We start from the raw sequence: 13729 nt of genomic DNA, 5'->3' as shown, positions 1-13729 counted from the left end.
GCAAAATATCCGACTATGTGGCAAGTAGCCGCGCGCGGCACTCGGCTACGTCGAAATCAGCACTCGGATAGCGCGGACCGATGTCCTCCAGATGCTCCGTCAGGAGCCTGCCGACGGCCCAGTTCCGATACCACTTGCGGTCGGCGGGTACGACGTACTAGGGCGCGGCATCCGTGGAGCAGCGCTCCAGCGCCAGCTCGTACGCCCGCTGGTAGGCCGGCCACAGCGCGCGCTCGTCGATGTCGCCCGGGCTGAACTTCCAGTGCTTGGTCGGGTCGTCGAGCCGGGCCAGCAGCCGCTCGCGCTGCTCCTCGTAGGAGATGTGGAGGAAGACCTTCACCACGGTCACGCCGTCGTCGGCGAGCGACTCCTCGAACCGGTTGATCTCTTCGTACCGCTGGTCCACCGTCTCCACGGGAACCAGTTCGCGGACGCGGGCGATCAGCACGTCCTCGTAGTGCGAGCGGTCGAAGATGCCGATCTCCCCGGGCCGGGGCAGGGCCTTCGTGACCCGCCACAGGAAGGGGTGGCTGCGTTCCTCCGGGGTGGGGGCCTTGAAGGCCTGGACCCGGCAGCCCGAAGGGTTGAAGAAGCCGATCACGTGCTTGACCGTGCCGCCCTTGCCGCTGGTGTCCATGCCCTGGAGGACGAGCAGCAGCCGGCGCCGGTCACCCGCGGTGCTCGCGGCGTACAGCCGTTCCTGGAGCGAGGCGAGCGGGCCGGCCATCCTGGCCGTGTCGGCCACGCCGTCCGCCTTGCGGGAGGGGCCGCCCGGGGTCGCGGACGTGTCGACGGCGCCGAGGTCGACCCGGCCGGCCGGGACGCGCAGCACCTCGCGCAGGGCGGGCGGCGGCCCGGCCTCCGCCGGCCGCCGAGCGCCTTTCTTCTTCGCCATCGCGTCCACCACCCCGATCAGTCGACTCCGTCGATCATCGGGCATCGGGGGCGGCGGCGCACGGCCGGCCGCCCGGCAGGGCGGGGTCCGCCACCGCGAGCGACCGGCCGGGCCGGGAGCCGCGTCAGATCAGCTCGGCGCTCAGGGTGATGGTCGTACCCGTCAGGGCCTGGCTGACCGGGCAGTTCTTCTTCGCGTCCTCGGCGGCGGCCGCGAAGGCCTCGGCGTCCAGCCCCGGAACCTCGGCGCGCACCGTCAGGTGGATGCCGGTGATGCCCTCACCCGGCTGGAACGTCACGTCGGCCTTGGTCTCGACCCGGGTGGGCGGGGTGCCGGCACCGTCGAGGCCGTGGGAGAGGGCCATCGAGTAGCAGCTGGAGTGCGCGGCGGCGATCAGCTCTTCCGGGCTGGTCTTGCCGTTCGCGGCCTCGGCGCGCGAAGGCCAGGAGACGTCGAACGATCCTCGACCCGAGGAGTCGAGGGAGACGACACCGCTGCCCTTGAGGAGGTTGCCCTCCCAGGTGGTGTGCGCGGTACGCGTGGTGGCCATGGTGGATCCCTTCGCAGAAGTGGGAAACGACCGGACCGGCCGTACGCATGACGATCCGTACGCGCGAACGGCCCGGCGCCACCCAACCTACTGGGCCACCAGCCCCTTCGCGTCGCGTGCCAGGGCGGTGAGCCGGGATATGGCGCGGAAGTACTTCTTCCGATAACCCCCGTTGAGCATTTCTTCACTGAACAGACGGTCGAAGGGCACGCCCGAGGCGAGGACCGGTATCTCGCGGTCGTACAGCCGGTCGGCCAGGACCACCAGCCGCAGCGCCGTCGACTGGTCCGGGACGGGGCCGACATCGGTCAGGCACACCGCGGATATCCCGTCCGTCAGCGCTCCGTAGCGGCTCGGGTGCACCTTCGCCAGGTGTTCCAGCAGCCCGGGGAAGTCGTCCAGGCTCGCGCCCGGCGTCGCGTACGCCGCCTTGGCCACCTGCTCGTCGGAGAACGGCGCCGGCGCCTCCGGCAGCCCGCGGTGCCGGTAGTCCTGGCCGTCGATCCGCAGCGGCCGGAAGTGCGCCGACAGGCCCTGGATCTCCCGCAGGAAGTCGGCCGCGGCGAACCGGCCCTCGCCGAGCTTGCCGGGCAGCGTGTTGGAGGTCGCGGCCAGCGCCACGCCCTGCTCGACGAGCCGGCTCAGCAGCGAGGACACCAGTACGGTGTCGCCCGGGTCGTCCAGCTCGAATTCGTCGATGCACAGCAGCCGGTGCCCGCCCAGGGTCTGCACGGTCTGCTGGAAGCCGAGCGCGCCGACCAGGTTCGTCAGCTCCACGAAGGTGCCGAAGGCCTTCAGCGCGGGCTCGGCCGGGGTCGCGTGCCACAGCGAGGCCAGCAGGTGCGTCTTGCCGACGCCGTAGCCGCCGTCGAGGTAGACCCCGCCGGGGGCGGCGGCCGGGGCAGCGGGCTTCTTCGAGAACCAGCGCCGCCTGCCCGAGCCGCTGGCGTGCGCCCCGCCCAGCCCCGCGGCGAAGGCGCTCAGCACGGTGACGGCCTCGCGCTGGCTGGGCTGGGTGGGGTCGGGTTCGTAGGTGTCGAAGCGCACCGAGTCGAAACGCGGCGGCGGCACCATCTCGGCGACCAGTCGTTCGGCGGGCACGCGGGGGGCCCGGGCACACAGGGCCTGGGGACCCGCGTCGGCTATCGGCTGCCGCCCGGAGGCCTGACCGGAGGTCGTGAGAGAGGTTGACACAGCCCTTAACTCTACGGGCCGTGGCACACTGCATCGATGCGACGCCTGTTCCCTGTGACCGATCAGACATCAGCAGACCGGAGCGACCGGCCGTGGTCGCTGGAGGAGCTCGCGGAGGCCTACGCGTACCCCCCGCTCGGCCCCGACGGCCACTGGCTGCGGGCCAACATGGTCTCGACCCTCGACGGAGCCGCCCAGCACGACGGCCGCTCGCAGCCCATTTCCGGCGAGACCGACATGCAGATCTTCGGCACCCTGCGCGCCCTGGCGGACGTGATCGTCGTCGGCGCGGAAACGGTTCGCCAGGAGGGCTACCGCCCGGCGCGGGCCCGGGAGGCCTTCGCAGAGCGCCGCAGCGCCGCGGGACAGGGCCCGGCGGCCGCCATCGCGGTGATCACGGCCAGCATGGACCTGGACTTCTCCCTGCCGCTGTTCACTTCCCCCCTCGTGCCCACGCTGGTCGTCACCGGCGCCGCCGCCCCCGCCGACCGGGTGGCGCAGGCGGCCGCGGCCGGGGCCGAGGTCGTGCTCGCGGGCGACGGGGCGGCCGTCGACCCCGCCCGGGCGGTACGGGAACTCGCCGCGCGCGGACTGCGCCGCCAGCTCACCGAGGGCGGTCCCCGGCTGCTGGGGCAGTTCGTGGCCGCCGACGTGCTCGACGAGCTGTGCCTGACGATCTCCCCGATGCTCACGGCGGGCGGTGCCCAGCGCATCGCCGGAGGCCCCTCCGTCACGGTTCCGCACCGGCTCGCGGCGGCGAGTGTGCTGGAGGAGGCCGGGTTCCTCTTCACCAGTTACCGTCGAATCTGAACAAGGGGCGGAATTCGCCGTTCCGCTTTGCTTCCGGTGGGCACATACCTGGGCAGATATATCCGCGCAAGCCCGCGCGAGAGCGGGGCAGGATGGTTTCCGCAGAGGCCGGCCCCCCGGCCTCGGCCCATGAAGGAGAGGGCGTCCGTGTTCACGAGCGTATTGATGATCGAGCAGCCGCTGACCCCGGTGGACGTGGACTTCGTCACCACCCTGCACGGAGACGACGAAGTGTCGTTCATCGTCCTCATGCAACCGAGGGGGGACCAGGACAGGCTGCTGCGCGCCATCGACGACGTCGCGCTCGGCGAGCTCCCCGAGGCGCTCCACGAGGGCGCCGAGCCGGAGGGCACCGCCGCCCGCCGCCCCGCCGCCCAGGCCCTGGAACACTCGCTGGAAGCCCTGCGCAGAAAGGGCGCCAAGGCCGTCGGCCAGCTCGTCGAGGACCACCCCCTCGACCGGCTCAGGGCCGTCGTGGACGAGACCGCGGCCGACGAGGTGATCGTGCTGACCGCGCCGCACTTCGTCGAGGAGTTCTTCCACCGCGACTGGGCCTCCCGCGCGCGGCACAAGGTCGGCGTTCCGGTGCTCAAGCTCTTCGCCCACAACGAATAGGCTGGCCCCGGCTCACCCCTAGCAATCGATTCCTGGAGCGACCTGAATGAAGCCCGGCCTGCCGACCGCCATGGAACGGCCCCACTTCATCGGCATCGGCGGGGCCGGCATGTCCGGCATCGCGAAGATCCTCGCCCAGCGCGGCGCGCGGGTGGCCGGCAGTGACGCCCGTGACTCCGAGACCGCCCAGGCGCTGCGCGCCCACGGCGCCACGGTGCACGTCGGGCACGCCGCCGGCCACCTCGCGGACGACTCCACCTGCGTGGTCGTCTCCAGCGCCATCCGCGCCGACAACCCCGAGCTGGCCCGCGCCGCCGAACTCGGCATCCCGGTCGTGCACCGGTCCGACGCCCTGGCCGCCCTGATGGACGGCCTGCGGCCGATCGCGGTGGCGGGCACGCACGGCAAGACCACCACCACCTCCATGCTGGCGGTGTCCCTCTCGGCCCTGGGCCTGGACCCCTCCTACGCCATCGGCGGCGACCTCGACGCCCCGGGCTCCAACGCCCACCACGGCGAGGGCGACATCTTCGTGGCCGAGGCGGATGAGAGCGACCGCAGCTTCCACAAGTACGCCCCGCAGGTCGCGATCATCCTGAACGCGGAGCTCGACCACCACGCGAACTACGCGTCGATGGAGGAGATCTACGAGTCCTTCGAGACCTTCGTCTCGAACATCGTCCCCGGCGGCACCCTGGTCGTCGCCCACGGCCAGGCCGGCGCGGCCGAGATCGCCGCCCGGGTGGCCGGCCGGGAGGGTCTGCGGGTCGTCACGTACGGCGAGGAGGCGGACGCCGACGTCCGGATCACGAAGATCACTCCGCGCGGTCTGACCAGCGAGGTCACCGTGGTCCTGGGGTCCCCCACGGCGGAGGCCGGGGGAGGGCGGATGCTCACCTTCACCGTCTCCGTCCCCGGCCGGCACTACGCGCACAACGCCGTCGCCGCCCTGGCCGCCGGTGTCGCGCTCGGCATCCCGGCGCACAACCTCGCCTCCGCCCTCGGCAAGTACACCGGCGTCAAGCGCCGCCTCCAGCTCAAGGGCGAGGCCGCGGGCGTGCAGGTCATCGACTCCTACGCGCACCACCCCACGGAGATGACCGCGGACCTGGAGGCCATCCGCGGCGCCGCCGGGGACTCGCGCATCCTCGTCGTCTTCCAGCCCCACCTCTTCTCCCGCACGCAGGAACTCGGCAAGGAGATGGGCCTGGCCCTGGCCCTGGCCGACGCCTCCGTGGTCCTGGACATCTACCCGGCCCGCGAGGACCCGCTGCCCGGCGTCACGAGCGAGCTCATCATCGAAGCGGCCCGGACCGCGGGCGCCGACGTCGCGGCCGAGCACGACAAGGACGCCGTCGCCGACGTCATCGCGGGAATGGCGAAGCCCGGTGATCTCGTTCTCACCATGGGCGCGGGCGACGTCACGGATCTGGGACCGCAGATCCTCGCCCGCCTGTCGAGCTAGGCCAGAGGGAGCGGGAACGTCATGGCGTACGAGGTCGAGAAGACGGACGAGCAGTGGCAGGCGGAGCTGACCCCGTCCGAGTACCAGGTGCTGCGTCTCGCGGGCACCGAACCGGCCTTCCGTGGTGAGTACACCGACACCAGGACGGAAGGCGTCTACTCCTGTCGGGCGTGCGGCGCCGAGCTGTTCCGTTCCGACACGAAGTTCGAGTCGCACTGCGGCTGGCCGTCCTTCTACGACCCGAAGGACACCGACGCGGTCGAGCTGATCGCGGACACCTCGCACGGCATGGTCCGCACCGAGGTCCGCTGCGCGAAGTGCGGCTCCCACCTGGGCCACGTCTTCGAGGGCGAGGGCTACCCGACGCCGACCGACCAGCGGTACTGCATCAACAGCATCTCCCTGCGGCTGACCCCGGCCGCGGACGCGGGCTGACCGACGCGCGCATGCCGTAGCCGGCCACGCCCCGAGCTGCCGTGAGCCCCCGGCCACCGATGGTGGCCGGGGGCTCACGTGTCAGGCCGTCCGAGCGGGCCGGGCGGAGCGGTGTGGCGGGCCGCTTCCCGGTGGAGCTCGTCGGAGGAGAGCGCGTCCTCGGGCCGTGTGCGGTGCCCGAGTAGCCGACCCGCGCGTCAAGTCCCTTGCGTACGGAGTCTGTTGGCCGCGGTCCGGGCGTCGTACCGTTCCCCCGGCGGAGCGCGGGCCGGTTCCGTGAGCCCTTCCGTTCTCCATTTGTACGGCGCAAGGTCAGACGAGGATCTCCGTCCGGCCCCCCGGGACCGCTGTCCTTGGGGCGCCCCTCGACCCCCTCCACACCCCCAGAGGTCTTCACCGTGGCTGAACTCAACCGCCGCAGGTTCCTGCAGATCGCGGGCGGCACGGCCGCCGCCGCCATGCTGAACGAGAGCATCGCTCGGGCCGCCGCCATTCCGGCACAGGGCAGCACCGGAACCATCCAGGACATCGAGCACATCGTCGTCCTGATGCAGGAGAACCGTTCCTTCGACCAGTACTTCGGCACGATGAAGGGCGTCCGCGGCTTCGGCGACCCGAGGCCCGTGCTCCAGGACAACGGCAAGTCCGTCTTCTACCAGTCCAACGGCACGAAGGACGTCCTCCCCTTCAACCCGCAGGTGGCCGACCTGGGCATGCAGTTCGTCGAGGGCCTCAACCACGACTGGGCGGGCGGCCACCAGGCCTACAACAACGGCAAGTACGACAAGTGGGTCCCGGCCAAGACCGCGACGACGATGGCGTACATGACGCGGAACGACATCCCGTTCCACTACGCGCTCGCCGACGCCTTCACCGTCTGCGACGCCTACCACTGCTCCTTCATCGGCGCCACCGACCCCAACCGCTATTACATGTGGTCGGGCTACACGGGCAACGACGGCGTCGGCGGCGGCCCGGTCCTCGGCAACCAGGAGGCCGGCTACGGCTGGAAGACCTACCCCGAGCGGCTGGAGGCGGCCGGGGTCTCCTGGAAGATCTACCAGGACATCGGCGACGGCCTGAACGCGGCCGGCTCCTGGGGCTGGATCAGCGACGCGTTCCGCGGCAACTACGGCGACAACTCGCTGCTGTACTTCAACAGCTACCGCGACGCCCAGCCGGGCAGCGCCCTCTACGAGAAGGCCCGTACGGGCACCAACGCCAAGGCCGGCGACGGCTACTTCGACAAGCTCCGTGCGGACGTCGTGGCCGGCACCCTGCCCCAGGTCTCCTGGATCGCCGCCCCCGAGGCGTTCAGCGAGCACCCGAACTGGCCGGTCAACTTCGGCGCCTGGTACATCTCGCAGGTCCTTGACGCGCTGACCGCCAACCCCGCGGTGTGGGCGAAGACGGCGTTCTTCATCACCTACGACGAGAACGACGGGTTCTTCGACCACGTCGTCCCGCCGTACCCGCCGGCGTCCTCGGCCTGGGGCCTGTCCACGGCAGACGTCTCGAAGGACCTGTACGCCGGGGGCGGCGGCTACGCGGCCGGCCCGTACGGTCTCGGCCCCCGCGTCCCGATGATCGTCGTGTCCCCCTGGAGCAAGGGCGGCTACGTCTGCTCCGAGACCTTCGACCACACCTCGGTGATCCGCTTCATGGAGAAGCGCTTCGGCGTGCAGGAGCCCAACATCTCGCCGTGGCGCCGCGCCGTGTGCGGTGACCTGACCTCCGCGTTCGACTTCAGCAAGGCGGACGCCTCCCCGGCGGCGCTGCCCTCCACCGCCGGATACGTCCCGGCGGACCACAACGCGCACCCGTCCTACCACCCCGTCCCTCCGGCGACCGGCAGCCTGCCCAAGCAGGAGGGCGGCACCAAGCCGACGCGCGCGCTCGGCTACGCCCCGTACGTGGACGGCAAGGCCACCGTCTCCACCGGCAAGTTCACGCTGACCTTCGCCTCCGGCCCCACCCTGGGCGCCCACTTCCACAGCACCTCCGGCAACCGCACCGACGGCCCGTGGCCCTACACGGTCGAGGCGGGCAAGACCCTGTCGGACACCTGGAGCACCAGCAGCTCCACCGGCTACCAGATCAACCTCAGCGTCTGGGGCCCGAACGGGTTCCTGCGCACCTGGAAGGGCCCGGCCAAGAAGGCCGGCCCCGAGGTCACGGCCCGCCACGACGCGGCGACCGGCAACCTCAAGCTGACCCTGACCAACTCCGGTACGGCCGCGGTCAACCTCACGGTGACCAACGCCTACGGGGGCGCGACCCAGACCCTGCGGGTCGCGGCGGGCGGCACGGCCACGTACACGGCGGACCTCGCCGCGACCGGCCGCTGGTACGACGTCAAGGTCGTCTCGGACGCCGACGCCACCTTCCTGCGCCGTTTCGCGGGCCACGTCGAAACCGGCGCCCCCGGCGTCTCGGACCCGGCGATCAGCACGGTCTGACGCCCTCGGCCACACCTCGGCCGCACGCACCGCGCCGCACCGCAGCCGTCGTCCCGGGACCGCCACGTCCCGCGGGCGGCGGCCGCGCGGTGTGACGTCAGGCGCGGTGGGCAGAACGTACGGCGTCGCTTTCCACGCCTTCGTCACCGAGGGAGAACGCATGGCCATCGCCCACCGCAGGATCGGCACCGGCCCCACCCGCGTCATCGTGCTGCACGACTGGTTCGGCACCTCCGCCAACTGGGGGTCGGTGCTCGACTACCTGGACCCCGAGGGGTTCTCGTACGCCTTCCTCGACTACCGCGGCTACGGCGAGCGCCGGGACGTCGCCGGCCGGTACAGCCTCCCGGAGATCGCCGACGACGTACTCGAACTCGCCGCCCAGCTCGGCTGGGACACCTTCTCGCTGCTGGGCCACTCCATGGGCGGCAAGGCCGCCCAGCAGGTCCTGGTCCGGGCACCCGAGCGGATCGAGAAGCTGGTCGGGCTCGCCCCGGTGCCGGCCGCCCCGTACGAGATGGACGACGCCACCCACGAACTGTTCTACGGCGCCGCCCAGGACCCGGAGAACCGGCGGGTCATCCTCGACCTGGTCACCGGCAACCGCGCGAGCCGCCACTGGGTGAACCGCATGGTCGCCCACTCCCGCGAGGTCTCGCGGCCCGAGGCCTTCGCCGCCTACCTCGCGAGCTGGCAGCCCCTCGACCTGTCCTCCGCCGTCAAGGGCAACACCGTCCCGGTGCTGGTCCTCGTCGGCGAGTACGACCTGGCCCTCACCGCCGATGTGATGCGGGCCACCTGGCAGGCGTGGTACCCGGACTGTCGCGTCCGTACGATCCCCGGCGCCGGCCACTACCCGCCCCACGAGACGCCGGTGGCCTTCGTCACCGAGGTGGAGGCGTTCTTGCGGGGCTAGCCGGGTCGTGGGGACCTCGTCAAACGCCTGTGGGGGTACGAGGAGAACCTCGTACCCCCACAGGGTCAACAGGGTGAGTGACGGGACTTGAACCCGCGGCCACCTGGACCACAACCAGGTGCTCTACCAACTGAGCTACACCCACCACGAGGGGCGGCGGACCACCCGTTCGACGTGCACGCACAGCATAGCTGATCAGACGGGTGGTCCTGCGACGCTTTACCGGGCGGCGGGCGCCCCGGCGGCGTGCGCCACGGCCGCCGCCGCGAGGGCCCGCACCACCGGGTGCGGCTTCGTGCCGTCGCCGGCGAGCTCCGGCTGGAACAGGGTGGCCAGGAAGAACGGATGCCCGGGCAGCTCCGCCATCCGGACCTGCCCGTCCTCGTCGTGCCCCGACAGCCGCAGGCCCCCGGCTTCCAGCGCCGGCAGGTGGCGGGGTGCCGGACCGTAGTTGCAGTGGTAGTGCTCCAGGCTCCGCTCGGCGCCCAGCACGGACTCGGCCAGCGACCCCGGCTCGGCCCGTACGAGACCCTGGTGGCCGACCAGCGAACAGGAGAGCGGCGCGATCACCGGGTCCTCGGCGTCCGGGTCGTTCTCGGCGTGCGCGGCCCCGCTGAGCCCGCACACGTTCCGGGCGTACTCCAGCAGCGCGTGCTGGAAGCCGCCGCAGGTGCCGAGGAAGGGGATCCGCTCCTCGCGCGCCACCCGGATCGCCGCCAGCGTCCCCGCCTCGCTCGCGTACGGGCTGCCGGGCAGTACCCAGACCGCGTCGAAGCGGGCCAGGGCACCGGAGGCGGCCTCGGCCCCGGCGTCGGTCGTCGGGATCCAGTAGGCGTCCAGGACCAGCCCGTCGCGGTCGGCGAGGGCGTCGAGCAGCAGCGGAATCCGGGTGTGGGACTTCACGTGCGGGGAGCGGTCGCCGACGAGGGCGATCCGGGCGGCGGCCGAGGCGGGCCGTACGGGCTGTGCGGTGGTGTTCATGTGTTCATCCTGGGTGCCGATGCCCGTTCAGCGCCAACGATTGTTCCTGCATGATCGATAAGCGATCCTGATGACATGGACCCGCACCTGCTCCGCACCTTCACCGCCGTCGCCCGGCTCGCCTCCTTCTCCGCCGCCGCCCGGGAACTGGGCTACACCCAGTCCGCCGTCTCTCAGCACATCGCCGCCCTGGAGTCGGACCTGCGGACCGAGCTGCTGACCCGGCGGCCCGTGGCGCCGACGCCCGCCGGGGAGCGGCTGCTCGAACACGCCGGGCCGCTGCTGCTGCGCCTCGACGCGGCCCGGGCGGACGTGCTGCGGCTGGCCGCCGCGCCGCCCGGGCGGATCACGCTCGCCGTGTCCCCGCTCGCCGTCGGCCCCCGGCTGCTGGCCGCCCTCCCCGCCACCGGGGTCACCCTGCGCGTGCTGCCGCCCGCGCAGGTACCGGCCGTCGTCGCCGCCGGGGGCTGCGACCTCGGGCTCGTCGACGGCCCGGCCGCGCCCAGCGATCCGCTCCGGCTGCCCGACGTGGCCCCGCTGCGGATCACCGGTGTCGCGGAGGAGGAGCTCGCCGTCCTGTTCCCGGCCGGGCATCCGCTCGCCGGGCGGGCCGCCGTCCGGCTGGACGACCTCGCCGACGCGCGCTGGCTCGACGCCCCGGGGGTGGGGCTCGCGCCCGCCGCCGTCCGCACCGCCCCGGCCCTGCGCTACGACGGCACCGACCTGCGCGCCCTGTGCGCCCTCGCCGCCGCCGGCCACGGCCTGGTCCTGCTGCCGCTGCGGGTGGCGCGGGCCGCCGGCGCGGGGGTCGCCGTACCGCTGGAGTCGCCGCGGCTGGTGCACCGTACGGAACTCCTCACGGCGGGCGCCCCCACCGGCACGGCCCGCGCCGTCGCCGAGCGGCTCACGGCGGGACCGGCGTAGGGGTGTCCGGCGGTCACGGACCCAGGACCACCGCCGACTCGCCCGGTACGTGGATCCGCCCGTCCCCGCCGGGATGCTCCAGCGGCTCCCAGGAGGCCAGTACCCGGACCCCGTTGCGGCCCAGCGCGATCGTCACCGGCTCGGCGGACAGGTTCACCGCCACCCGCACGTCACCCCGCCGGAAGGTCAGCCAGCGCCGATCCTCGTCGTGGGCCACCCGGACCGCCGCCAGGTCCGGGTCGCGCAGGTCCGGGTGGCTGCGGCGCAGCGCCACGAGGGTGCGGTACCACTCCAGCAGCCGGGCGTGCCCGGCCCGCTCCGGCTCGCTCCAGTCCAGGCAGGACCGGTCCCTGGTCGCCGGGTCCTGGGGGTCGGGGACCTCCTCCTCCTTCCAGCCGTGCGCGGCGAACTCCCTTCGCCGGCCCGTCCGTACGGCCTCTGCGAGCTGCGGATCGGGGTGGTCGGTGAAGTACTGCCACGGCGTGTCCGCGCCCCACTCCTCGCCCATGAACAGCATCGGTACGAACGGCCCGGTCAGCGCGAGGGCCGCCGCGCAGGCGAGCAGCCCGGGGGAGAGCGTGGCGGAGAGCCGGTCGCCCAGCGCCCGGTTGCCGATCTGGTCGTGGGTCTGGGTGTAGCCGACGAAGCGGTGCGCGGGCGTCCGGCGCCGGTCGACGGGGCGGCCGTGGGTGCGGCCCCGGAACGAGGACCAGGTGCCGTCGTGGAAGAAGGCCCGGGTCAGGGTCTTGGCGAGGGCGGCGAGCGGGGCCACCGCGAAGTCGGCGTAGTACCCCTGCGATTCGCCGGTCAGCGCACAGTGCAGGGCGTGGTGGAAGTCGTCGTTCCACTGGGCGCGCAGGCCGAGGCCGCCGGCGGCCCGCGCGGTCGTGGTGTGCGGGTCGCACCGGTCCGACTCGGCGATCAGGAACAGCGGCCGGGCGGTCTCCGCGGCCAGCCCGTCCACGGCGGCCGCCAGCTCCTCCAGGAAGGTCAGCGCCCGTTCGTCGGCCAGCGCGTGCACGGCGTCCAGCCGGAGCCCGTCGATCCGGTAGTCCCGCAGCCAGGCCAGGGCGCTGCCGATGAAGTACGCGCGGACCTCGTCGGAGCCGGGCGCGTCCAGGTTGACCGCCGCGCCCCACGGTGTGCGGTGGGTGTCGGTGAAGTACGGGCCGAAGGCGGGGAGGTGGTTCCCGGACGGCCCGAGGTGGTTGTGGACCACGTCCAGCACCACGCCCAGTCCGGCCGCGTGCGCCGCGTCCACGAACCGGGCCAGCCCCGCCGGGCCCCCGTACGGCTCGTGCACCGCCCAGGGCGCGACCCCGTCGTACCCCCAGCCGTGCCGGCCGGGGAAGGGGCAGACCGGCATCAGCTCGACGTGCGTGACGCCGAGCGAGGTGAGGTGCGGGAGGCGGGCGGCGGCCGCGTCGAAGGTGCCCTCGGGGGTGAAGGTGCCGACGTGCAGCTCGTAGAGGACGGCGTCCTGGAGCGGGATGCGCGGGGCCGGGGCGTCCGGATGGAGCGGTGTGAAGTCGACCACGGCCGACAGCCCGTCAGGACCGTCCGGCAGCCGGCGGCCGCGCGGGTCGGGCAGCGGCCGCGGATCGTCGTCCAGCAGGAACCCGTACCGGTCCCCGTCGGCGGCCGGGGCCTCCACGACCCACCAGCCGGCCCGGTCCGGCGCGGGATCGCGGGTCATCTCGTAGGCGGTGTCGTTCAGTCGCATGGCGACCCGACCTGTCTGCGGTGCCCACACCTCGAACTGCACGGACGGTCCCCTCGTCTCCGGCGGTACCTGGCCCTGTCGCCCTTGCCGGGCCCATCATCCCGTCCGGGGCGGGGGAGTTCTGGACACTTTGCCCACGACGGGCCGACAATCACCCTGTGACGTCCAGTTTCGAGTTCCCCGCCTATCCCGCGCCGCGGGTCTCCGACGCGCAGCGCGACCGAGTGCTGGAGGAGCTGCGGGAAGGGGCCGCCCTGGGCAGGCTGTCCCACGACACCTTCCTGCGGCGGATGGAACTCGCGCTGGTCGCCCGCCGGTCCGAGGAACTCGCCGCCCTGACCGCCGACCTCCAGGCGCGCGAGCAGGGCGAAAGCCCCTGGGCGCGTCGGCTGTTCGGCTGGGTGGGCCGGGTCTCGGCCGTCAGCGTCGGGGTCCGCCGCGCCTGGCGCGCCGAGAAACTGCCCACCCTGCTGATGCCGCACCCGAGCGCGGCGCCGCTGCGGATCGGCCGGGACCCGGGCAACGGGCTGCGGCTCAGTCACGAGACCGTCTCCCGGGCGCACGCCGAACTCGGCCTGCGCGACGGCGTGTGGGTGCTCACGGACCTCGGTTCGACGAACGGCACCACCGTCAACGGACGACGGGTGACCGGCTCCGCGATGGTCCGCGACGGCGACCACGTCGGGTTCGGCCGGATGGCGTTCCGGCTGACGGCGGGCTGAGCCGTCGGGTACGGGCCGGTCGGGTCGCGGCCGGCCCGGG

12 protein-coding genes, 1 tRNA gene and 1 pseudogene are annotated in these 13729 nt (G+C 72.8%); 8 read left to right on the top strand and 6 right to left on the bottom strand.

Annotated elements, in window-relative coordinates; genetic code table 11:
• Positions 1–13: 13 nt before the first annotated feature.
• The 3 genes and pseudogenes from ACZ4M3_RS23545 to zapE form a co-directional block, all read right to left on the bottom strand.
• A pseudogene (locus ACZ4M3_RS23545) lies at positions 14–895 on the bottom strand (PPK2 family polyphosphate kinase).
• 124 nt (positions 896–1019) lie between these two features.
• Positions 1020–1445 carry an OsmC family peroxiredoxin gene (locus ACZ4M3_RS23540; protein WP_467735640.1) on the bottom strand — a complete coding sequence of 142 codons (426 nt, stop codon included), beginning with the start codon at positions 1443–1445 and terminating at the stop codon, positions 1020–1022.
• A gap of 87 nt (positions 1446–1532) precedes the next feature.
• Positions 1533–2591, bottom strand: a complete 1059-nt coding sequence (zapE, locus tag ACZ4M3_RS23535) for a cell division protein ZapE (protein ID WP_453354091.1) — start codon at positions 2589–2591, stop codon at positions 1533–1535.
• A gap of 84 nt (positions 2592–2675) precedes the next feature.
• Between zapE and ACZ4M3_RS23530 the strand changes: the two genes are divergently transcribed.
• From ACZ4M3_RS23530 to ACZ4M3_RS23505, 6 genes are all read left to right on the top strand, one after another.
• The gene (locus ACZ4M3_RS23530) at positions 2676–3449 is read left to right on the top strand and encodes a pyrimidine reductase family protein (RefSeq protein WP_467735638.1); all 774 of its coding nucleotides are present in this window, start codon (positions 2676–2678) and stop codon (positions 3447–3449) included.
• A 147-nt stretch (positions 3450–3596) separates the two neighbouring features.
• On the top strand, positions 3597–4064 hold the full coding sequence (locus tag ACZ4M3_RS23525; RefSeq protein ID WP_467735636.1) for an indole-3-glycerol phosphate synthase: 468 nt from the start codon (positions 3597–3599) through the stop codon (positions 4062–4064).
• A 46-nt stretch (positions 4065–4110) separates the two neighbouring features.
• A complete protein-coding gene (gene murC / locus ACZ4M3_RS23520; RefSeq protein ID WP_467735634.1) occupies positions 4111–5529 on the top strand; it encodes a UDP-N-acetylmuramate--L-alanine ligase in 1419 nt (472 codons plus the stop codon).
• A gap of 21 nt (positions 5530–5550) precedes the next feature.
• Entirely contained in the window at positions 5551–5964 is a 414-nt protein-coding gene (msrB, locus tag ACZ4M3_RS23515; RefSeq protein WP_467735632.1) for a peptide-methionine (R)-S-oxide reductase MsrB, read from the top strand.
• A 398-nt stretch (positions 5965–6362) separates the two neighbouring features.
• Positions 6363–8423 carry a phosphocholine-specific phospholipase C gene (locus ACZ4M3_RS23510; protein WP_467735630.1) on the top strand — a complete coding sequence of 687 codons (2061 nt, stop codon included), beginning with the start codon at positions 6363–6365 and terminating at the stop codon, positions 8421–8423.
• 160 nt (positions 8424–8583) lie between these two features.
• Positions 8584–9339 (top strand): alpha/beta fold hydrolase, encoded by a 756-nt coding sequence (locus ACZ4M3_RS23505; RefSeq protein ID WP_467735628.1) that lies wholly within the window; start codon positions 8584–8586, stop codon positions 9337–9339.
• Positions 9340–9411: 72 nt separating this feature from the next.
• Here ACZ4M3_RS23505 and ACZ4M3_RS23500 read toward each other — a convergent pair.
• Positions 9412–9484: transfer RNA gene (locus tag ACZ4M3_RS23500), tRNA-His, on the bottom strand.
• 74 nt (positions 9485–9558) lie between these two features.
• On the bottom strand, positions 9559–10320 hold the full coding sequence (locus ACZ4M3_RS23495) for a CTP synthase C-terminal region-related (seleno)protein (protein ID WP_467735626.1): 762 nt from the start codon (positions 10318–10320) through the stop codon (positions 9559–9561).
• Between the two features lie 75 nt (positions 10321–10395).
• Between ACZ4M3_RS23495 and ACZ4M3_RS23490 the strand changes: the two genes are divergently transcribed.
• A complete protein-coding gene (locus ACZ4M3_RS23490; protein WP_467735624.1) occupies positions 10396–11244 on the top strand; it encodes a LysR family transcriptional regulator in 849 nt (282 codons plus the stop codon).
• Between the two features lie 13 nt (positions 11245–11257).
• On the opposite strand, the gene treZ is transcribed toward ACZ4M3_RS23490, so the two are convergent.
• Positions 11258–13009, bottom strand: a complete 1752-nt coding sequence (gene treZ / locus ACZ4M3_RS23485) for a malto-oligosyltrehalose trehalohydrolase (protein WP_467735622.1) — start codon at positions 13007–13009, stop codon at positions 11258–11260.
• Between the two features lie 116 nt (positions 13010–13125).
• Between treZ and ACZ4M3_RS23480 the strand changes: the two genes are divergently transcribed.
• Positions 13126–13689, top strand: coding sequence for an FHA domain-containing protein (locus ACZ4M3_RS23480; RefSeq protein ID WP_467735620.1), 564 nt, complete (start codon positions 13126–13128; stop codon positions 13687–13689).
• Positions 13690–13729 lie beyond the last annotated feature (40 nt).

Source organism: Streptomyces sp. NPDC026522, from assembly GCF_055567555.1.
The sequence above is the reverse complement of the archived record's forward strand: the minus strand, read 5'-3'. Positions and strand labels throughout refer to the sequence as shown.

Coding starts and splice junctions, on each gene's coding strand:
- ACZ4M3_RS23490 (WP_467735624.1), top strand. CDS start 10,396: ATGGACCCGCACCTGCTCCGCACCTTCACCGCCGTCGCCCGGCTCGCC.
- ACZ4M3_RS23530 (WP_467735638.1), top strand. CDS start 2,676: ATGCGACGCCTGTTCCCTGTGACCGATCAGACATCAGCAGACCGGAGC.
- msrB (WP_467735632.1), top strand. CDS start 5,551: ATGGCGTACGAGGTCGAGAAGACGGACGAGCAGTGGCAGGCGGAGCTG.
- ACZ4M3_RS23505 (WP_467735628.1), top strand. CDS start 8,584: ATGGCCATCGCCCACCGCAGGATCGGCACCGGCCCCACCCGCGTCATC.
- ACZ4M3_RS23540 (WP_467735640.1), bottom strand. CDS start 1,445: ATGGCCACCACGCGTACCGCGCACACCACCTGGGAGGGCAACCTCCTC.
- murC (WP_467735634.1), top strand. CDS start 4,111: ATGAAGCCCGGCCTGCCGACCGCCATGGAACGGCCCCACTTCATCGGC.
- ACZ4M3_RS23495 (WP_467735626.1), bottom strand. CDS start 10,320: ATGAACACCACCGCACAGCCCGTACGGCCCGCCTCGGCCGCCGCCCGG.